The sequence below is a fragment of the Vagococcus xieshaowenii genome (assembly GCF_004792515.1).
GTDB classification, from domain to species: domain Bacteria; phylum Bacillota; class Bacilli; order Lactobacillales; family Vagococcaceae; genus Vagococcus_A; species Vagococcus_A xieshaowenii.
In genome coordinates this window covers 816,978-837,534 of sequence record NZ_CP038865.1, presented here as the reverse complement: position 1 = coordinate 837,534, position 20,557 = coordinate 816,978, and the positions used below count along the sequence as shown (strand labels likewise).

18 protein-coding genes and 2 tRNA genes are annotated in these 20,557 nt (G+C 35.9%); 2 read left to right on the top strand and 18 right to left on the bottom strand.

Annotated features, from left to right (window positions below; genetic code table 11):
• Positions 1–85: 85 nt before the first annotated feature.
• From addA to E4Z98_RS04055, 5 genes are all read right to left on the bottom strand, one after another.
• Positions 86–3,874, bottom strand: a complete 3,789-nt coding sequence (addA, locus tag E4Z98_RS04075; RefSeq protein WP_135253596.1) for a helicase-exonuclease AddAB subunit AddA — start codon at positions 3,872–3,874, stop codon at positions 86–88.
• Positions 3,874–7,428, bottom strand: coding sequence for a PD-(D/E)XK nuclease family protein (locus E4Z98_RS04070; protein ID WP_135253597.1), 3,555 nt, complete (start codon positions 7,426–7,428; stop codon positions 3,874–3,876). Before E4Z98_RS04070 ends, addA begins: the two co-directional genes overlap by 1 nt.
• A gap of 119 nt (positions 7,429–7,547) precedes the next feature.
• Positions 7,548–8,144: a signal peptidase I gene (gene lepB, locus E4Z98_RS04065; RefSeq protein WP_135253598.1), complete on the bottom strand. Its 597-nt coding sequence runs from the start codon at positions 8,142–8,144 to the stop codon at positions 7,548–7,550.
• 139 nt (positions 8,145–8,283) lie between these two features.
• Complete coding sequence (gene tkt / locus E4Z98_RS04060; protein ID WP_135253761.1) at positions 8,284–10,278, bottom strand: transketolase; 1,995 nt, start codon at positions 10,276–10,278, stop codon at positions 8,284–8,286.
• Positions 10,279–10,372: 94 nt separating this feature from the next.
• On the bottom strand, positions 10,373–10,624 hold the full coding sequence (locus E4Z98_RS04055) for a DUF896 family protein (RefSeq protein WP_135253762.1): 252 nt from the start codon (positions 10,622–10,624) through the stop codon (positions 10,373–10,375).
• Positions 10,625–10,768: 144 nt separating this feature from the next.
• Here E4Z98_RS04055 and lexA point away from each other — a divergent pair, with 144 nt between their 5' ends.
• A complete protein-coding gene (lexA, locus tag E4Z98_RS04050; RefSeq protein WP_135253599.1) occupies positions 10,769–11,386 on the top strand; it encodes a transcriptional repressor LexA in 618 nt (205 codons plus the stop codon).
• Between the two features lie 78 nt (positions 11,387–11,464).
• Positions 11,465–11,665 (top strand): hypothetical protein, encoded by a 201-nt coding sequence (locus tag E4Z98_RS04045; protein ID WP_135253600.1) that lies wholly within the window; start codon positions 11,465–11,467, stop codon positions 11,663–11,665.
• A 32-nt stretch (positions 11,666–11,697) separates the two neighbouring features.
• Here the strand turns inward: E4Z98_RS04045 and galU are convergent, their stop codons facing one another.
• The 13 genes from galU to murA all read right to left on the bottom strand — a co-directional run bounded on the left by galU (position 11,698) and on the right by murA (position 20,557).
• Positions 11,698–12,633 (bottom strand): UTP--glucose-1-phosphate uridylyltransferase GalU, encoded by a 936-nt coding sequence (galU, locus tag E4Z98_RS04040; protein WP_135253601.1) that lies wholly within the window; start codon positions 12,631–12,633, stop codon positions 11,698–11,700.
• A gap of 25 nt (positions 12,634–12,658) precedes the next feature.
• A complete protein-coding gene (locus E4Z98_RS04035; RefSeq protein ID WP_135253602.1) occupies positions 12,659–13,675 on the bottom strand; it encodes an NAD(P)H-dependent glycerol-3-phosphate dehydrogenase in 1,017 nt (338 codons plus the stop codon).
• Positions 13,672–14,337 (bottom strand): pyrophosphatase PpaX, encoded by a 666-nt coding sequence (ppaX, locus tag E4Z98_RS04030; protein WP_135253603.1) that lies wholly within the window; start codon positions 14,335–14,337, stop codon positions 13,672–13,674. Before ppaX ends, E4Z98_RS04035 begins: the two co-directional genes overlap by 4 nt.
• Positions 14,338–15,153 (bottom strand): prolipoprotein diacylglyceryl transferase, encoded by an 816-nt coding sequence (gene lgt, locus E4Z98_RS04025; RefSeq protein WP_167790880.1) that lies wholly within the window; start codon positions 15,151–15,153, stop codon positions 14,338–14,340.
• A 21-nt stretch (positions 15,154–15,174) separates the two neighbouring features.
• Positions 15,175–16,107, bottom strand: a complete 933-nt coding sequence (gene hprK, locus E4Z98_RS04020) for an HPr(Ser) kinase/phosphatase (RefSeq protein ID WP_135253605.1) — start codon at positions 16,105–16,107, stop codon at positions 15,175–15,177.
• Positions 16,108–16,253: 146 nt separating this feature from the next.
• Positions 16,254–16,325: transfer RNA gene (locus tag E4Z98_RS04015), tRNA-Gln, on the bottom strand.
• Positions 16,326–16,331: 6 nt separating this feature from the next.
• A tRNA-Tyr gene (locus tag E4Z98_RS04010) sits at positions 16,332–16,412 on the bottom strand.
• Positions 16,413–16,500: 88 nt separating this feature from the next.
• A complete protein-coding gene (locus tag E4Z98_RS04005; RefSeq protein WP_135253606.1) occupies positions 16,501–16,731 on the bottom strand; it encodes a DUF2969 family protein in 231 nt (76 codons plus the stop codon).
• Between the two features lie 91 nt (positions 16,732–16,822).
• Complete coding sequence (locus E4Z98_RS04000) at positions 16,823–17,695, bottom strand: ROK family protein (RefSeq protein WP_135253607.1); 873 nt, start codon at positions 17,693–17,695, stop codon at positions 16,823–16,825.
• A 27-nt stretch (positions 17,696–17,722) separates the two neighbouring features.
• Entirely contained in the window at positions 17,723–18,583 is an 861-nt protein-coding gene (locus E4Z98_RS03995) for an ROK family protein (RefSeq protein WP_135253608.1), read from the bottom strand.
• Between the two features lie 127 nt (positions 18,584–18,710).
• On the bottom strand, positions 18,711–18,971 hold the full coding sequence (gene yidD, locus E4Z98_RS03990) for a membrane protein insertion efficiency factor YidD (RefSeq protein ID WP_135253609.1): 261 nt from the start codon (positions 18,969–18,971) through the stop codon (positions 18,711–18,713).
• A gap of 86 nt (positions 18,972–19,057) precedes the next feature.
• Complete coding sequence (locus E4Z98_RS03985) at positions 19,058–19,243, bottom strand: DNA-directed RNA polymerase subunit beta (protein WP_135253610.1); 186 nt, start codon at positions 19,241–19,243, stop codon at positions 19,058–19,060.
• A 9-nt stretch (positions 19,244–19,252) separates the two neighbouring features.
• Complete coding sequence (gene murA, locus E4Z98_RS03980) at positions 19,253–20,557, bottom strand: UDP-N-acetylglucosamine 1-carboxyvinyltransferase (RefSeq protein ID WP_135253611.1); 1,305 nt, start codon at positions 20,555–20,557, stop codon at positions 19,253–19,255.

The window sequence follows — 20,557 nt, the reverse complement described above, 5'->3', positions numbered from 1 at the left end:
TTCTCTCTAAGGTGTAGGTTCAAATCCTACCATCCACGTTACTAATTTTTAAAGAGTAATGGCAATATTTTGTCATAGCTTTTTTTTAATCTAACTCAATAATATCTTGGGTAGCTAATAATACAAGCTGAACGGCCGTTACAGGTCGTTTTTTTTCTGCCTCTAGCGCTTGTTTGTATAAGTGTAACTGACCTTTGTAGTTCTTCTTTATTTTTTCAATGGCAGCTTGTTTATTTTTGACATCCACATAATCTGTTTTGAAATCAAATAGAATAAGCTCGGTCTCAGTTTCAATATAGCCGTCAATAATCCCATGAATTAACACCCGATCTTCATTATCTAGCGGGAAGCCTTCGTATATTTCTTTAGCAGGCAGTAACATTGAAAATGGTTGTTCTCGGTAAGTTTGTTCTGCATGTTGTCTGATAAATTGGCCAAAGGGTGTTGTAAAGAAAGCTAGTAACTGTTTACGGTTAATTCGTTTAGCCACTTCAGGTTCTATTGCTTGATTGTTAAGTAACGTTTCTATGACATCCTCAATCGACCTTTCGGTTATATCATTTTTTAAGTCAATCGACTGCAAGACCAAATGTGTTGCTGTGCCGATTTGAGCATAGCTGACTTGTTTAGCACTTTGGATGAACGATGGTTTAGCAAACTCACTTTGTACATAGCGATTAGCTCCTGCCGTCATAGTATTAATATAATCAAGCGGCAGTAATTGTTTGTCATCTGGATCAGTAAAGACACGCTTAATTTCAGAAACCGATTGATAGCTAGCTGTTTTGACAGCCGCATCGAAAGTATAACGATAACCTAGACGCTCAATAGCTTGCGTTACTAACGCTGTATCTGTTTTAACTTCTGGAATATCTGTTATTTCCTCAGCCACTACTCTTTCATCGTTAAGTCCAACTAAATCTTTCATCTGATAAAAAGAAAGTGAGAATGTCGTATCGTTCTCTGTAAATAACGTCTGAACGTCATCTACTAACGACGCGACATCTTCTTTCATTGATTCATGTCTAACTAAGCTCATCCCAATCCAATCGAATAACGATTTAGCCTGTAGGCGTAACGTATCGTTAATAGTCTCCTGCGAATTATCAGCAGACATTGTCCACTTCTTCCATGCTTTTTCTTTTGATTCATACGACCCAACTAAGAAAAGCTTTTCTTCTGCCCTCGTTAGCCCAACATATAGTTTACGCATCTCTTCAGCTAATAATTTTTTACGCTTTTCCTGACTAATAACATGATAAGGCAACGTCACACTTTCAAGACGTGTCATATTATCTAAATACTTAACACCAATTCCTAGCTTTTCATCAAAAACATAACGATTTCTTAAATCCATCATATTAAATTGACGATTTAAATCCATAATGAAGACCACTGGAAATTCTAAACCTTTAGAGGCATGAATGGTCATGACTCTTACCGCATCCTCTTCTTCTCCGACGGCATTTGGTTCTGCTAAGTCTTTATCTTTTTGTTGCATTTTTTCAATAAATCGAATGAACTGAAAAAGTCCTTTAAAACTTGAATGTTCATATTTCATGGCACGATCGTATAAAGCATGCAAATTGGCTTGTCGCTGTTTGCCTGATGGTAGTCCTGCAACATAATTTAATAAACCTGTATCTTGATAAACCATCCAAATTAAGTCTACTAATTTCACACGACGCGCCGATTCACGCCACTTAACTAAATATTCTTCAAAGCGAATCAACTGCTCACGTAATGTTTGATCAATACGCAACGTGTCATCTCTAACAATCGTCTGCACCGCATGATAATAATCGCCACTAGGGACTGTGGTTCTAATTAGTGCTAGATCATTTTCCTTCAGTCCTACAACCGGTGAACGTAAAACGGATGCTAACGGAATATCTTGATGTGGATTATCAATAATCGTCAATAAAGCTAACATAATTTTAACTTCAGTTGCTTGGAAGTAATTTTGTGTGTCATTGACATGTAACGGAATCCCTAATTCCTTGAATAAGTCCAATAAGACCAAGTTATTTTTCTTAGTAGGCGTTAAAATGACAATATCACGAAACTCGAGTGGTCGCATTTTTTTCTCTTTTTTGTTATACACTTGAAAGCCATTCGTTTTAAGTTCATGAATTTTTTGACCTATCAGTCTTACTTCACCCTCTGTTTTATCATCAATGGTAAAGTCATCCGCTTCATCTAGTTCTTCTTTTTCGCCTTCTTCAAATGCATTTTCTTCGTCCTTACTCGCACCATTTTCATAAATCAAAATTTCTGTTTGATAATTATCTGCTTCTGGAAATCCTGTAAAGCCATGGATCAGACGAGCTTCTTCGTCGTACGCAAGCTGACCTACTGATTCATTCATTATTTGTCTGAAAATAAAATTCGTAAACGATAAAACATCACCACGTGAACGAAAGTTTTCAGCTAAAATAATACGTCTTCCACCTTTTTCGGTAGCATAGTCTGTATATTTTTTTATAAATAACGTTGGATCCGCTAACCTGAATGAGTAAATGGATTGTTTAACATCACCCACCATAAAGAAATTACCAGCCTCATCATTATCAGATCGTAACCAAAATAAAATAGTTTCTTGTAACTGATTAATGTCTTGATATTCATCTACCAATACCTCTTTAAACTGTTCACGATAATACTGACTCGCCACAGAAGCGGTTGGCTTACTGTCCTCTGATGTGGTCAATATTTGTAACGTCAAATGTTCTAAGTCATTAAAATCTAGGGTGTTCTTTTCTTCTTTTCTTTGTTTATATTTTTTGGCAAATTGTTTCGTAATCTGTGCTAAATGATGAACGTAAAGTTGAGACTTTGCTAATATTTGCAACTGCTCTTTAGGATCGGTTGCAAATAGGCCTTTTGTTAAATTGACTACCCACTCTTTGTTTTGATTACGGTAGGCTTTTGTCCCTTCAAAGGCTTCCTTTATTAATGGATCAACTTCTTTTCCTCTAGGTCCACTATATGTTTTATACTTGATTCCTTGAAGTAAGTGATAAACATCTTCCAATTGATTCGCCAAAAACAATTCATATAACTGTTCAATCCATAGCGTTTCTTCTCGTAATATCGCTAAAGGTTTTTCTAATTGCGGTTCGCCCTCAATACTAGCTACCGCCTCACGTCCACGATTTAGCGCTTCTGTTAGCTCTTTTATGATGACTGGCTTCAAATAAGATTGATAAATAGGTAAATCTCCTAAATTATCGGTTGTTTCATATAAAATTTCTAAATGATCCAACCACTGATCAGGGTTGGGATTAGCTCGTGAGAACTCATACATTGAAAAGATCATACGAGTTAATCCTTCATCGTTACGATCCCCTGAAAAATTTTCGGTTAAAGGATAAAACCATTCTGCTTCTTGTTCGTATAATGTTTCTCTAAGTGTTTCCCAGACCTCTTCTTTAAGTAACATGACTTCTGTTTCATCTGTTAATAGACGAAACACCGGGTCTATTTCTAGCAGATAATAGTATTTGCGAATGACTTTCAGACAAAAGGCATGTAATGTACTTACTGGAGCTGTGGGAATTTTTGATAATTGATTCAATAAATGTTGTTGTAACTCGATACTATTATTTTCGTCATTGATTGCTTTTTGAACCGCTCCTATTAGTCGTTCTTTCATTTCTTTCGCTGCAGCTTCCGTATAAGTCACGATTAATAGTTCATCAATGTTTAAACCTGCTTTGATTTTTTCAATTACTCGTTGTACAAGAACGGTTGTTTTACCTGAACCTGCTGAGGCAGATACTAATAAGTTACTACCACCATCATAGATAGACTGCCACTGGCCTACCGTGAAATGACTTTCCGGTGGTCTTGTCGGTAAATGAGATTGGGTCATTATTCTGCCTCCTCCTGATCAATTTTTAGTCGTTGAATAACTTCATCTTTTTTCATTGTTTCTAAACGACGATAATTATTTTCTTTAAGCATTGGGTCAAATTGACAGACACTTCTAAACGGGCAATGACCACATGCTATTCTTATTTTTTTACGATAGGCAGGATTTAAGTCTACTTTCCCTGCATATATTTTATCGCCAGCCTCTTTGAAAAGTGTCTTATTATGCTTAATTAACGCTTGAAATTCTTCTTGTTCCAATGTTTGTGCTGACGATAATTGACCATTTTTTTTCTGCTTAATATCATAAACAGCCGAACTTGTCATTGGTTCTAAACTCAAATCCAAACCATCGAGTAACGCTTCGTCTTCTAAAATCAAGCCTTTGTATTTGAACTCTGTTAGCATTTTTTCATCCAACTCATCTACTTTTATTGGTGATTTTAGACGTGGGTTTTGGATATGAAGATAAAATGCCCCACCTGGCTTGACTTCTTCTTGACCAACTAGTGAAACAGCATTTTGTAACGCTACATCTAGATACGTAATCATTTGCATCGCTAAGCCCACATACGCATCTTCAAAGTTAAAACGATGTTCACTTGATTTATAATCGACAACACTTAAATAGGTTTGACCTGTTTTATGATCCACAAAACGGTCCAAGCGGTCAATTTTTCCACTAATTTTCATTTGCTTTTGATCATCTAAATCAACTGTTAAACTTTTGTAACCTTTTTCTTTGGCTATTTCACCAAATAATACTTCTGTCTTAAAAATACTCATGCCAGTGCGCATACTTTGACGTTTTAACGCCCAAGTCACTCGTTTAATCGTTTGACTCAACTGATATTTTATATAATGCATACGACTTGAAGCAGACAAAATCATATATTTTCGTTCATCAAACAATTGAGAAAGAACAGACTCAGATATAACAAGTATTTCAGCTTCCGTCAATTCAGAAAGTGTCTTTTTCTGAAGAATTAATGCTTTAAAAATCAGATCTAATGCTTCATGGAATAATTCGCCTGCGGTAGCAGGGGTCAAGTCAAACACTTCTCGCTCTTTCAAGCGCAAGCCGTAAGTCATAAAATATTTATACTCGCATTGATAGAACTTTTCAATTCGTGAGACCGAACCGTACAACGTATCACCGTATAATGCGTCAACTGTAACAGGTTTAAGTTCTTGCGGAATATTACGATGTGTTAGACTTTTCATCACATTACGATAGCGATTAGTTATAGCTGGTGCACCATTTTTTAATAAATGTTCGTGTAGTTGACGCCAACCTGAGGCAAGTGACGTGTTTAAATCCAAGGCCTGCCGGTGCAAACGAACAGACATTTCAATGAAGGTTTCATCAGTCCCAATATAATCCAAGCTAAACAATTCACTCGCCGGCATTAAGCCTTTCTCAATTGGTTCAATATCTAGACCTTGCGATAGGCGAGCGACATAAGGTGATACTTTGCCGACTGTGCCCTTCTCCCCTGACAATGGATAGGTTAGATACAAACGTTCTTCTGTCGATAAGAACGCCAAATAAGCAACAAACGGTTCTTTTGAAATGTTTTGACTATTACTTGGTAATAAAAACTGTTCTTCAGATAATTGTTCCCCAATTAATAAACGTTCATCATCAGATAACATTGTAGTATTTTCTAATTTTGCTGGTAATACTTGGTCGGTTGCACCAATAATAAACGTTACTTTATTCTTTTTAGCATGGACTTTATCTAAAACAGATATTTTGACTTGATCAAGTGTCGTTGGTACCTTACCATATTCAAAATCTTCAAGCCCAAACATTAATAACGAAACAAATTCTTCCTTATCAAATGGTCGGTCACCAAGAATCTCGACATATTCCTCAAGCAAATGAATAAAAGCTTGCCAACTTTGTTCATGAATTTTAGCTTCCTCTAGCTTGCCTTGGGATAAATAATAATCACGCCAAACAAGCATTTGTTGCTCTACGCCAATTGCTACCAAAAATTGATACAAACATACAGCAGCATCTTTACCCAATGACGCTTGATTTAATTCCTCATAAAATGGCACAAGTGTTTCTCGTACGTGGCGTCTGACGTCATTCGACACACGTTCAATTGTTTGATCACGCGTCTCCTCTTGTCCTTCTTCATTGAGATAATTGATATAATGCCAATCTTCTTCTCTTGTCCAATGACTGCCTTCGTAACCGTAAGCCAACATGACGTTTTCTGTCACATCAATCGACTCACGATATGATAAACGTTCTGCTAACCATTTATCCAACGTTTCAAACGAGTTCCCATTTGGCAAAAATAATTCAGTTCTTAAGAAACGCATAATATCTTGATAACGAAAATAACGTTGATCAATGGCAAATAAAGAATCTAACAATTCAACCAACGGATGATGCTTCATGGTTTGTGATTCATCAAAATAAAAAGGAATATCTAATGCATTGAATACTGGAGAAAAACGAGGACTATAATTGGTCTCATCACGATAAAGTATTTCAATATCTTTATAACGAATCCCTTCTTCAGCGACTAGTCGTCTAATCTCTCGACCAATATGTTCTACTTCAGCCTGAGGATTTTCAGCCTTCCAAATATGTAAACTATCAGGCGATGTTAATTGTCTTTTTACGGGTTTACCATATGATTGTTGACTTTGAACCCAAAAATCATCAATTAACGCTAAATCTTGATTGCGTTGATTTGTAATTATTTTATCAAATTCAACAGGAATATTGGCTTGCCTTGCCAAATGATAGAGTTGATGATACAACTTCCCACTATCATAAAAAAGAGAATGAGGTTCTGGCATCTTGTCTACAGCTGCTTGATTAAGCACCAAATCAAACCAAATTTTACCCGCTGACTTCATCAACGTTTGAATCAACTGTTGTTCTTGAGAAGTAAAGCGCGTAAAACCTGATACAATAAACAACGTTTCAGACAAGTCTTTTGTTGTTAAAAATTCTGATAAGTTTGATAATAAAAGATTTTCTTCAATTTTATTTTCTAACAAATACTCTTGATATCTTCGATAAATACGTTGAATATCGTGTAATTTCAATTGTAAGTCTACTTGATTCTTATTCAAACGATCTTTAATGATTGATAAATCATCCGCCTGTAAATTAGCTTGTGTTAACTCATCAATAAAAGCCGATATTTGCTCCACAAAACCTGTCTGATGAACTTCTCCTCGGTATACCGTCAGTTCTTCCATTTCTTCTGTCAAAATGGTCTTTAACACCATATGTTTACCTGTTTTACTTAAACTATTTGACTGATAATACTGAGTATTTTGTAAAAAATACCAGGCTAAACGAGAGAGACTAAAGACTTGGAGCGACATAGTTCCCACGGTCTCTTCATTCGTTTCATGACGCATTTGAGCCAATACATTCACTTCTGTTTCAAACTTAACATGGTTGGGTACTAAATAAAACACACGGTGATGCTTATTTTCTCCTAACCATTTCTTAGCTTCTTCAATTAATACTTCATCATGATGAGCACTCGCCGTACCATAGAAAAATCTTACTGACATTTTCTCACCTTCTCTACTATTATTACTTTCTAGTTTAGCACAAAAAAAGGAGGTTGTGATAAAAGCCTATTTTAGAAAAAATAGGAGCCGTGACAAAAATTGTCACAGCTCCTTGTTGTTTAATTATTTTCAATTAAACCAAAACGATTCAACGGCCAGAAAATAAATTTAACTCGACCTGAAATATCTTTAATATCAATTAAACCAATGTATCGGCTGTCTTTTGAAATAGGACGATTATCCCCTAAAACAAATACTTTTCCTTCAGGAACCACTGTCGTTTCAATCCCAATAATATCTTGTAACGAGAAATCCGTTTCTAATTCATACGTTGTTTCATCAATTGGTTTTTTATATGATGTATAAGGATTAGTGTCATCATATCCTTTTTTAGCTTCCTCAATATATTTCTCATTGACTAATTCACCATTAACATATAATTGGTCCTTTTTGAAGCTTATTTCATCACCAGGTACACCAATAACACGCTTAATATAACTTTTACCAGGTTGATCTGGTGCTGGAAATGTTACAATTTCAAAACGCTTAGGTTCACCAAATTTTAATTGCATGATGCGTTCTTTGTTTTCTAATGTTGGTAACATAGAATCTCCTGATACTTGAATTGGCGATATAACAAAATGTCTAACCGCAAACAAGATGGCTAACATACCGATAAACCAGATGATGTTACCTAAAAGCTCATTTTTCTTCATTTGAAGTTTCCTCCTATACACTAAATAGTCTGTTGATTATCCAATAAACTATCCATTTTAGTTTTCATTATTCATGATTATTTCATTGTAACATAAAAAAAGAGATAGGAAAAATCAACCTATCTCTTTACTATTTTTTTTATAATTCGTTATATGTTTTAACAACGTTATCTACTGTAAAGCCATATTGTTCAATGACAATATTTCCTGGAGCAGAAGCCCCAAACTTGTCGATACCCATTACAGCACCATCAAATCCAACATAACGTTCCCATCCAAATGTTGCTCCCATTTCGATAGCCACACGTTTGGTTAAACGACGAGGTAAGACTGCTTCTTTGTATTCAACTGATTGTTCTTCAAATAAATTCATACTTGGCATTGAAACAACTGAAACATCTTCACCTTGCTCTGCTAACACTTTTTGTGCTTCAATGGCTAACGCCACTTCAGAACCTGTAGCAATCAAGATACCTGTTGCGTCACCTTTGGCTGGTGAAATAACATAAGCACCTTTAGCAACACCTTCATCAGCTAACTCTGCTGAATTTGGTAAAACTGGTAAGTTTTGTCTTGTCAAAGCTAATACTGTTGGGCGTTCTGTTGAACTAATAGCAATTTTCCATGCTGCACGAGTTTCATTCCCATCAGCTGGACGAATTGTATTTAGGTTAGGTAAACCACGTAAGCTTGATAATTGTTCGATTGGTTCATGTGTTGGACCATCTTCTCCAACTGCTACTGAATCATGTGTTAACACATAAGTAACCGGCGCTTTTTGAATAGAAGCTAAACGAATAGCTGGTCTTAAGTAGTCAACGAATACAAAGAACGTTCCGCCATAAACTTTTGTTCCACCATGTAATGCAATACCGTTCATTGCAGCGGCCATAGCAAATTCACGAACACCAAACCAGATATTACGACCTTCATAATGATCAGCATCAAAATCGGTTTCACCAGCAATCATCGTGTTATTTGAGCCAGATAAATCAGCAGAACCACCCCATAATGTAGGGACTGTTTTAGCTAACGCTTGGATCATTTCACTTGATGTTACACGACTTGCTTTAGCTGCATCTGCTTCTTGATAAATAGGCATTTCAGCATCCCAATTTTCTGGTAATTCATTAGCAAAGCCAGCTAATAATTGTGCCGCTAACTCTGGATATTCAGCTTGATAAGAGGCAAACAATTCGTTCCACTGTGCTTCAGCTGCTTCACCGTTAGCATTAATTGTTGCTTCAAAACGTTCTTTTGCTTCAGTAGGGACTTCAAAGGCTTCATATTCCCAGCCATAAGCTGCTTTAGCTGTTGCAATTCCGTCCATACCAAGTGGAGCACCATGAACTTTATTAGTCCCTGCGTTTGGCGCACCAAATCCGATAACTGTTTTTACTTCAATAATAGTTGGTTTGTTAGTTTCAGCTTTCGCTTCATCAATAGCTTTAGAAATAGCTGCTAAATCGTTGCCATCTTTCACTAAAATATGTTGCCAACCTGTTGCTTCAAAACGTCCTTTTACATCTTCACTAAATGATTTGTCTAAATCACCATCTAAAGAGATATCATTTGAGTCATATAAAACAATCAATTTATCTAATTTCAAGTGTCCTGCTAAGCTAATAGCTTCTTGAGAAATACCTTCCATCAAGTCACCATCACCACAAATAGCATAAGTATAATGATCCATCACTTTATAATTAGGACGGTTATACGTTGCTGCTAAATGTGCTTCTGCCATTGCAAAACCGACACTCATTGCAATCCCTTGTCCTAAAGGTCCTGTTGTCGCTTCGATACCATCTGTATGATGAACTTCAGGATGTCCCGGTGTACGACTTTCCCATTGACGGAAATTTTTAATATCTTCAATTGTCACATCATACCCTGCCATATGTAATAAGCTATATTGTAATGCAGAACCATGTCCAGCAGACAAAATAAAACGGTCACGGTCAATCCAGTTTCTTGAAGTCTTTGGGTTCACTTTTAAATGTTTTGTCCATAATGCATAAGCCATTGGTGCAGCTCCCATTGGTAAACCGGGATGCCCAGAATTTGCTTTTTGAATCATATCCATACTTAATGTACGTAATGTGTTAACGCCTAATTCATCAATTTTATCGAACAACATGATCATCTCCTATGTTTTAGGTTTTTTTTACCTTTATTACATTTTACTATTTTTTTACACTATACGCAATGTTTTTTTGTAAACAGTTTCACTAATCTTCTAAATGACGACCATGAATTTGTTTATCTTTTTGAATACGTTTTAACTTATCAGGCGTTACATCTGTTCCTTCTTGGTCCACTACTTTCATGCCTTCGATATGATGACGCATGCCACCTCTAAAAACTGTTAAGTATTCTTCTCTTAATGCCTGTTGTTCTAAAATTTCTTCCTTTGTTAAACCTTCAGCTTTTTTCTTACGTGCTAACTCATTAATTCTAGCCATTTTTTCTTTTGATAACATTTTCATCAGTCCTCCTATACAATTACCTATTTTAATCGATATTGTCATAAAACACAAACCTCCAACTTACGAACGTGTGTTTGATTACTTCTACTTAATGTGTTAGAATTTAACTAATCAAACTAACTACTAGGAGGATTTCCTGTGACGAATAAAAAAGAGAATCGCCAATTAAGCATTTTACATTATATACATGAAACCGTAGAACAACGTGGTTATCCACCTACTGTCAGAGAAATATGTGAAGCAGTCAATTTATCTTCTACTTCTACCGTTCATGGTCACTTAGCGCGACTAGAACAAAAAGGATTATTATTACGCGACCCATCCAAACCACGTGCTATTGAAGTAACTAAGTTGGGATTAGAACTATTAGGTATTCAACCATCTACTATTCCTGTACTTGGAACAGTAACTGCGGGTGAACCTATATTAGCGGTTGAAAATGCCTCTGATTTCTTTCCTGTCCCGCCAGAATTCAAAAATGAAACCAGACCTTTATTTATGCTAACCATACGGGGCACTAGCATGATAAACAAAGGTATTGTTGACGGCGACTTCGTCATTGTACGTAAACAAGAACAAGCTAGCAACGGGGATATCGTCATTGCCATGACAGATGAAGATGAAGCAACGTGCAAAACCTTTTATAAAGAAGACAATCGTATCAGATTACAACCTGAAAACGATGCACTTGATCCCATCTATTTAGAGTCATGTACTATTCTAGGAAAAGTCGTTGGCCTTTATCGTTCTTTTTAATAATAACCCTTTACAACACGAACAAATGTTTGTATAATAAAAACAAGAACAAACGTTCGTATCAAGGAGGAGTTATTTATGACTGGTATTAGACGATTATTTTTTATTTTTTTCACCTTGCTTACAGGTATATTTTTAGGCGCATTTGGCCTTAAATTAGCCCTTATTATTTCAATTCCACTATTTGCCACACTTATTATTTTGTGGGACGAAAAAAAGTATGAAACACGACAACAACACGTTACTTATTATCAACACCACTATTATGAAGACTACTAAAAAGGAACGAGGCTAAGCCTCGTTCCTTTTTCTTATTCCGCTTCTTTTTCTGATACATTTTCTGTCCTACTATTTTTTTTATCTTCTTTAGCTAACTCTTTACCTAGTTCGATAATAAAATCATGTAATTGATCTTTCACTTCAGCGTGTTCTAAACCATACTCGATACTTGATTTTAAGAAACCAAATTTATCTCCTACATCATAACGTTTACCCGTAAATTTATGACCAAATACGCGTTGTGTTTTATTCAATTCATCAATAGCATCTGTTAATTGAATTTCTCCACCTGCTCCTGGGGCTTGTTTTTCTAATAAATCAAAAATTTCTGGTGTAAACAAATAACGGCCGATAATAGCTAGGTTACTTGGTGCATCTTCTGGCTTAGGTTTTTCAACAAAATGATTCACGTTGTACAACCCATCCTTCACTTCGCTTTCTGGTGCTATAATCCCATACTTAGAAGTATCTTCATGCGGCACTTCCATAACAGCAATAGTAGATGCTTTTGTTTCATTGTAATTATCGATTAGTTGTTTTGTTAAAGGAACCTCATCCGTCATAATATCATCACCAAGCATGACCACAAACGGTTCATCTCCCACAAAGGCTTTTCCTAAAGAAACCGCGTGGCCTAGTCCTAGTGCACGAGATTGGCGGATAAAATGTAAATTAATACCAGTTGTTGCTTCCACGGTTTCTAATAATTCCCATTTACCTTTTTCTTTTAAGTTCATTTCTAATTCTAAATTTGAGTCAAAGTGATCTTCTATAGGACGTTTTGCTTTTCCCGTTACAATTAAAATATCTTCTATACCAGAAGCTAACGCTTCTTCAACAATAAATTGAATCGTTGGTTTATCTACAATTGGTAACATCTCTTTAGCCATAGCTTTTGTAGCAGGTAAAAAACGTGTTCCTAATCCCGCTGCTGGTATAATGGCTTTTCTAACTTTTCCTTCTGTCATTCTAAAATTCCCCTTTTTACTATAATTATTTATCAAATTCTTTTTCCGACTTACTATCTCTCAACATCATTTCTTTAATCACATAGTTCACATCTTTATTCTCATATAAAACTTGATAAATTGCTTCTGTAATTGGCATTTCAACTTCTAGTTGTTGTGCAAGTTCATAAGCTGACTTAGTCGTAGAAACACCTTCAACAATCATTCCCATTGAAGATAAAATCTCATCTAAACTCTTGCCTTTACCTAACATATCTCCTGTTCGCCAGTTTCGTGAGTGAATACTGGTACAGGTAACAATTAAGTCTCCAAAGCCACTTAGCCCGATAAACGTTAATGGATCAGCTCCCATTGCCACACCTAATCGTGTAATTTCTGCTAGACCACGTGTCATGATAGCTGCTTTAGCGTTATCCCCTAAGCCTAGTCCGTGAATAGCCCCCGCACCCAGTGCGATGATATTTTTTAATGCTGCTCCGGTTTCTACGCCAATCACATCATCGTTAGTATAAACCCGGAAATATCCATTGCTAAATAATTCTTGAACATATTCAGCATAGTCTTCATTTTTACTAGCAGCAGTTATAGTGGTTAAATCATGTACTGCCACTTCTTCAGCATGACTTGGACCTGATAAAACCACAATATCTTTTCGTTTAGTTTCTGGAATTTCTTCTGCAAGTATCTCAGAAATACGTAAATGTGTTTCTTGTTCAAATCCTTTACTTGCATGAATAATTACCGGTTGTGTATGAACAACTTCTACAAATTGACGGGCTACGTCTCTAATCGCCTTTGTTGGTACAACAAACAATACTGCATCTGCATCTTTTACAGCATCCCCCATACTTGTTGTTGCTTTAAGCGTGTCAGGAAAAACAATTTCTGGCAGATAAGCTTTGTTTGTATGATACTCATTTAGTTCAGTAACCTGAGAAACATCTCGTCCCCATAATATCACTTCATGTCCGTTTTCAACTAAGGTTTGCGCTAATGCAAGCCCCCACGAACCTGTCCCTAGAACTGCAACTTTTTGTTTCATTTGATACCTCCGTTGTTTTCAAAAACAATCAATTCCTCTAATTCTTTCATCGTTGCTACCATTTTATAGGGGTGATATGGTGCAACATCCTTAATTGATTTACATGACCATTCTACAAATATACCTCTAACATTCGCTCTATTGGCTGCTTCAATATCTTGTGGATTATCACCAATCATCAACGTCGTTTCAGGCGTTGCTTCTAATCTTTCTATCGCCAGATTTAGTGATTCTGGATTCGGTTTTACCTTTGTAAAATCACCGTTCCCTAATATTACATCAAAATAATCATAAATATTAAGGAATTTCAGTCCATGTACTAATAATTCTTTTTTCTTCGTTGAAACAACTGCTAATTTAATACCATGTTGTTTCAAATTAGCCAACACTTCTTGCACACCTGGAAATATTTCGATTAACTCATCATGTTTAGCATGATTATATTCACGATATTCTTTTATCATTTGTTCAGCATTATCATTATCTAATGACCCAAATACTTCTTCTAAAGAGGGACCATTGTATTGAACCACTGATTCTTCTGTCAAAAAGCGTCCAGGAAAATACTTTCCTAATACATGTAAATACGATTGAGCAATTAGATGATTCGTATCTGCTAATGTCCCATCAAAGTCAAATAATACAGTTTCTACTTTTTTCAATTATCTTACACCCCTAATATTATATAGTGATGGTTTTACCACTTTTCTACGATAAATCATCATGATAATCGCGCCTACAAATAAAAGCGCAGAAAGAGCTTGAGATACTCTTATATTACCAAATAAGTAGAGACTATCCGTTCTCATACCTTCTACAAAAAATCGTCCAAATGAATACCACATCACATAACTTAACGCCACTTCACCTTGTCTAAACAAGTCTTTCTTTCTTCTCAATACCATTAATAGAATAAAGCCAATAACATTCCAAACACTCTCATATAAAAACGTAGGTTGACGATATATCCCTTCAATCTTCATGTTATCAATAATAACATTAGGCAAATGTAATGACTCTAAAAAACGACGCGTCGTGTCACCACCAAATGCTTCATGATTTGTAAAATTCCCCCATCGTCCGATGGCTTGTGCAATAATTACACCAGGTGTCGCAATATCTAAAAACTTCCACATAGAGTAATAACGACTCCGAGTAAAGAAGTATGTAACTAACGCCCCTGTTATTAATCCACCATAAATTGCTAAGCCACCGTTACGAATGTTCAATATTTCGGAAGGATGTTGTGAATAATACGACCACTCAAACAGTACATAATACAAACGTGCGCCTACAATGGATAACGGCAACGCCCAAAGCATGAAATCAACAATATCATCATCTTTATAACCCATTTTTTTTGATTCTCTTGTTGCTAACCAGCCTGCTATCACAATCCCGCTGACAATAATCAAGGCATACCAACGTATTTCTAATCCAAACAACTTAAAAGCTACAGGATTAATTTGTGCAAACAACATATTCGCTTAACCCACTTTCTATTGTTCTGAATTTGTTTCAATTAATTTTGACAAATTATCTTCAAATTTTTCTGTTGCATTGTAACCCATCGATTTTGCTCTAAAATTCATAGCTGCAACTTCAATGATAATCGCAACATTTCGACCTGTCTTAACAGGAATCGAAATCATTGGAACATCGACATCAGCGATTCTAAACGTTTGTTCAGCACCACCCAAACGATCGAACTGCTTGTCTGGCGTCCAATGTTCTAGTTTAACGACTAATTGGACTGGTACACTCTTTCTTACCGAACTTGCACCAAATAAATTCATCACATCGATAATTCCAATACCACGGATTTCCATCAGGTGTTCTAATATTGGTGCCGGCTCTCCAATGACTGTTCGTTCATCTTGTTGATAAACATCCACACGATCATCCGCTACTAAACGATGTCCTTTTTTTATTAATTCCAAACCTGTCTCGCTCTTACCAATACCGCTATCACCTTGTATTAATACACCTAAGCCATAGATTTCAACTAACACACCATGAATAGATGTTCTCGGTGCTAATTTCGAGTCTATAAAATTAGACATAAGACCTGATATTCTAGAAGTTGAACGTTTGGTTGTTAAAATCGTTACTCCTTTTTCTTTAGCAGCTTCTACCAATTCAGGTGTTGGTGTCAATCCTCTTGAAAATACAAATACTGGCGTATCATCATTACATAACTTCTTCATAACGATTCTTTTTTCATCAGAAGACATACGTTCTAAAAACGTCGTTTCTTTCTTACCGAACAACTGAATTCTATCTGCAGGATAATAATTGAAATAACCAGTTAACTCTAACCCCGGTCTAGAAATATCCGCTGTATAAATTTTTCTGTCTAAATAGTCATTCCCTGAAAAGACTTCTAGTTCTAACTCATTTACTAATTGTTCAACTGTCACAAATTCTGTCATAATAGCCTCCTCATTACACCTATACTATTCATTTATTCTAACATTAATCACTTGAACTGACTAGACAAAAACCACTACACACAAAACATGTACACGTTTCCATCATTATAAAACAAAAAAGCTACTTTCTAAGAAAGTAGCTTTGACTGGGCTAGCTGGATTCGAACCAACGAGTGACGGAGTCAAAGTCCGTTGCCTTACCGCTTGGCTATAGCCCATTATAATGGAGGGGGGCAGATTCGAACTGCCGAACCCGAAGGAGCGGATTTACAGTCCGCCGCGTTTAGCCACTTCGCTACCCCTCCAGTTATCAGGTGTTGCTCACCTGACCACTTCTATATAATACATAATAAAGTTGACTAATGCAAGTACTTTTTTTAAAAAAATTATTTTTTATTGAAATAAATTCCATTGACGGATAATTTCTTCAAAGGCTTCATCAAGCCCTTTTACTGTACTTATTAGTTCATTATCGTAATAAACTTCAAACTTATTAGCTGATAACACTTCAACTGTGCCAATTGTTTTTTTTCCAATTTTCATTTCATGGACAGTAATAGTTTCACCGTTTTTATTCTTGCTTGACTCTTCAATTAATACTTCAATATCTTTATTTTTTTTCATTTTATTAGCTCCTCAACATAAATAGTTACTAATTAAACATACCATATTATCGCTTGAATTCAATTAAAAAATACTGAGCGAGTTATTTCTTTTAAAGTTGTTGGTAATACGAAGCTACTGCACCAATTAAATTAGCATCATTACCAAATTGACACGCACGAATATCTACATGATAATCTTTTATATTTAATCGATCAACTTTTTCCTGTACGCGCTTGGTGACTTCCTCAACTAATCCTTCTTTTGCAGAAACACCCCCGCCAATAACAATACAATCTGGGTCAAAACAAAACATCAAACTAAACAACCCTTGTGCCAAATAATTATAAAAATTATTGACCTCATCTATTGCCACTTCATCGCCCTCTTCTGCTAATGCAAAGACTTTTTTTGCATCTAATTCAGTTGGTTTTTGCTGTGTACGTAAGGCAAAACGTTCAACCATTTTAACAGCGGTTCCTAGTTCGCTAAAGGTATTGTCTGGCGTTAAATACATCAAGCCAAACTCGCCACCGTAACGATGAGCGCCTACGTTTAATTTTCCATCTTGAATAATCGCCCCACCAACGCCTGTACCTAAGACAACAAATAATACATTTCCAAGTCCTTTCGCTACCCCTTGCCATGTCTCAGCAATACCCGCAGCGTTCGCGTCATTTTCTAATTTAACTGGTAGTTGAAATAATTCTGTTAGCTCTTGTCTTATATCAAAATGATGGATATAAGGAATCGCACTTAACCCCTCAATTACACCCGTTTCATAATTAACAGCGCCTGGTGCACTAATAGCGACTCCTTCAAACGTAAAGTCTTTTTCATGCTGCTCTTTAATTTGTAATAATAGTGCTTTCATTTCATCGTAAGTTTTGGGTGTTTTTTCAATCCCTTGATTGATTAACTGTTCATTATGCCACACACCATGTTTTACGTTAGTACCGCCCCAATCCAATGCTAAAATCGCCATGTTTACGCTCCTTTTCTTTTTATTATGTTATTTTCCCGCCACTTCTTTTGCTAATTGTAAACAACCCATAATGCCACTATCGTCTCCTAATTTAGTTGGAACTATGTACAGATCAAGATCAGGATACGCCACATACTCAGCAACTATTTTTTGAAACTCTTGGCGAATTAATGGAAATAGTTGTTTTTGATGCATCACGCCACCACCTAAAATAATGATTTCAGGTGATAAAATTAAGGTATAATTCATTAAAGCTTGCGCGATATAATGTGCTTGTATTTGCCACACTTCATCGTTCGCTTTAACTTCAATTCCTTTTTTACCCGTTCTCTTTTCAAGGGCAGGTCCTGCAACTAATCCTTCAACACAGTCGTTGTGGAACGGACAAACTCCTTCAAAAGCATCATTTTCTAAACGTTTTATATGAATATGTCCCATTTCTGGATGTCCAAACCCTTGTAATAATTGGCCATTTACAACAGCTCCTCCACCGACACCCGTACCAATGGTTAAATAAACACAACTCTGCTTACCTTTAGCCGCACCAAACGTTAATTCACCATACGCTGCGGCGTTTACATCCGTTGTCCAACTAATTGGTATGTCATAATGTTCTTTTAGCATGCCTAATACATTTACATGTTGCCACTTTAATTTAGGTGTTGAAGTGATATAACCATACGTTGCTGATGCTTCATTCACATCAATCGGACCAAATGAACCCACTCCCATACTCACTAATTCATACTGATCAAAAAAATTATAAACCGCTTGCATTGTCACTTCTGGTGTTTCAGTTGGAATACTTACTCTTTCTACTACTTCTAACGCTTCATTGCTTACCGCACAAACAAATTTTGTACCACCCGCTTCAATTGCTCCGTACATAAGACTTTCTCCTTAATTGGCTAGTCATTTATTTAAAATGAAAGCTTTTTTATTTTATTATAAACTAAAATTTACATTAATCATATAAATTTTTAAACAAAATAACGGAGAAATTTGTTAACCGGACTTAATACGGACCTGGATATTCTTCACTTTTGTTCCTTCTTAGTGTGAATTTTTTTGGCACATAATCAATGCCACCTTTAATAAATGGATGACATCTTAATATTCTACCCAGCCCCATGATTGTCCCTTTAAAAGCACCATGATACGTGATTGCATCAATCATATAAGCTGAACATGTTGGATGGTATCTACACGATTTTGGTGTACCTGCCGATATATACTTTTGATACATTCTGACTAATTTGATTAATATTTTTTTCATCTTTTCACCTTCTAGCATACAAAAATAAGGATGATGCCCAACGACACATCCTTATTTCATACTTCTTTAGCAACAAATTACTGCTATTAGTTTCTATTTAATATACTTATTAGGAACTGCCAAACATCTTTGCCAAAAACTTCCGTAGCTTTACCGTCTCCAATTCCACCGTACCCAATCATAAGGCCCACATAAAAAAGAACGATAAATAACACAAGAAATATTAATACTTTTATTAACTGCTTAATAATGTATTTTTTTGTTAAAGACATTTAATCACCCTACTTCACTAAAGTTTTAATTTCTTCGTTTACTGTATCTGACTCATTAATACGTTCAATATTAGCACCTAAAGCAGCTAATTTCCCATGAAAATTATAGTAGCCACGATCTAGATATTCTAAATGTGTTACTTTTGTTGTTCCTTTAGCCACTAATCCAGCTAATATTAACGCTGCTGCTGCACGCAAATCTGTGGCAGATACTTCTGCCCCTAATAATTTGGCACTACCATAAATATGCGCAACATTTTGATCAATCTTAAAATTTGCACCCATACGATTCATTTCCATTAAATGTTGGAAACGATTTTCAAATACTGTTTCTGATAAGACACTTGTGCCTTCAGCAATAACTTGTAGTGCGCTCATTTGAGCTTGCATATCTGTTGGAAAACCTGGATGTGGTAACGTCATAATATCTGTTGCTTTTATTACTTTTGGCCCTACTACTCTAATGCCATTTTCTTCTTCAGTAATGATAGCTCCAGTTTCTTTTAATTTAGAAATTAGTGGACTATTATGCTCAGCAATAGCTTCTTCAATCAGCACATTGCCTTCTGTCATTGCAGCAGCTACCATAAACGTTCCTGCTTCGATTCTATCTTGAACGATACGATGCTCAACGCCAACTAAACGATCAACGCCTTCAATTCTAATCGTTTCAGTTCCAGCACCAACAATATTAGCACCCATTTTATTCAGGACGTTAGCTAAATCAACGATTTCAGGTTCACGTGCAACATTCTCAATAGTTGTCGTTCCCTTAGCTTTAACAGCAGCCATCATAATATTTTGAGTTGCCCCAACACTTGGGAAATCTAAATAAATGGATGCGCCTTTTAAGCCGTCTTGAGCTACTGCTTCAATGTAACCATCTGTTTGGTTAATAGTTGCCCCTAGTGCTTGAAAACCTTTTAAATGTAAATCAATAGGTCGTTTACCAATTGCACATCCCCCTGGCATAGCCACTCGAGCATGCCCGTTTCTAGCTAATAATGGCCCCATCACAACAATTGAAGCTCTCATTTTACTAACATACTCATAAGGCGCTTCAATGGCCAAAGCAGTCGATGCATCAACGACTACTTCATTATTTTCTTGATTAAAAGTTATTTCAGGATTTAATTTATCAATTAATTCATTCATCATAAAAACGTCCGATAAAATCGGAACATTTGTTAATTTAGTTTTACCTTCTTCTGCTAACAATGTAGCTGCTAAAATAGGTAATACAGCATTTTTAGCACCTTCAATTTTGACTGTGCCTTCCAAACGGTTCCCACCTTGGACAATAATATATTCCAT

Coding starts and splice junctions, on each gene's coding strand:
- E4Z98_RS04055 (WP_135253762.1), bottom strand. CDS start 10,624: ATGTTATCAAAAGAAAAAATGGCTAGAATTAATGAGTTAGCACGTAAG.
- E4Z98_RS04035 (WP_135253602.1), bottom strand. CDS start 13,675: ATGAAACAAAAAGTTGCAGTTCTAGGGACAGGTTCGTGGGGGCTTGCA.
- E4Z98_RS04045 (WP_135253600.1), top strand. CDS start 11,465: ATGACTGGTATTAGACGATTATTTTTTATTTTTTTCACCTTGCTTACA.
- E4Z98_RS04000 (WP_135253607.1), bottom strand. CDS start 17,695: ATGGCGATTTTAGCATTGGATTGGGGCGGTACTAACGTAAAACATGGT.
- E4Z98_RS03985 (WP_135253610.1), bottom strand. CDS start 19,243: ATGTCTTTAACAAAAAAATACATTATTAAGCAGTTAATAAAAGTATTA.
- galU (WP_135253601.1), bottom strand. CDS start 12,633: ATGACAGAAGGAAAAGTTAGAAAAGCCATTATACCAGCAGCGGGATTA.
- E4Z98_RS03995 (WP_135253608.1), bottom strand. CDS start 18,583: ATGTACGGAGCAATTGAAGCGGGTGGTACAAAATTTGTTTGTGCGGTA.
- murA (WP_135253611.1), bottom strand. CDS start 20,557: ATGGAATATATTATTGTCCAAGGTGGGAACCGTTTGGAAGGCACAGTC.
- E4Z98_RS04070 (WP_135253597.1), bottom strand. CDS start 7,428: ATGTCAGTAAGATTTTTCTATGGTACGGCGAGTGCTCATCATGATGAA.
- lepB (WP_135253598.1), bottom strand. CDS start 8,144: ATGAAGAAAAATGAGCTTTTAGGTAACATCATCTGGTTTATCGGTATG.
- yidD (WP_135253609.1), bottom strand. CDS start 18,971: ATGAAAAAAATATTAATCAAATTAGTCAGAATGTATCAAAAGTATATA.
- hprK (WP_135253605.1), bottom strand. CDS start 16,107: ATGACAGAATTTGTGACAGTTGAACAATTAGTAAATGAGTTAGAACTA.
- E4Z98_RS04005 (WP_135253606.1), bottom strand. CDS start 16,731: ATGAAAAAAAATAAAGATATTGAAGTATTAATTGAAGAGTCAAGCAAG.
- addA (WP_135253596.1), bottom strand. CDS start 3,874: ATGACCCAATCTCATTTACCGACAAGACCACCGGAAAGTCATTTCACG.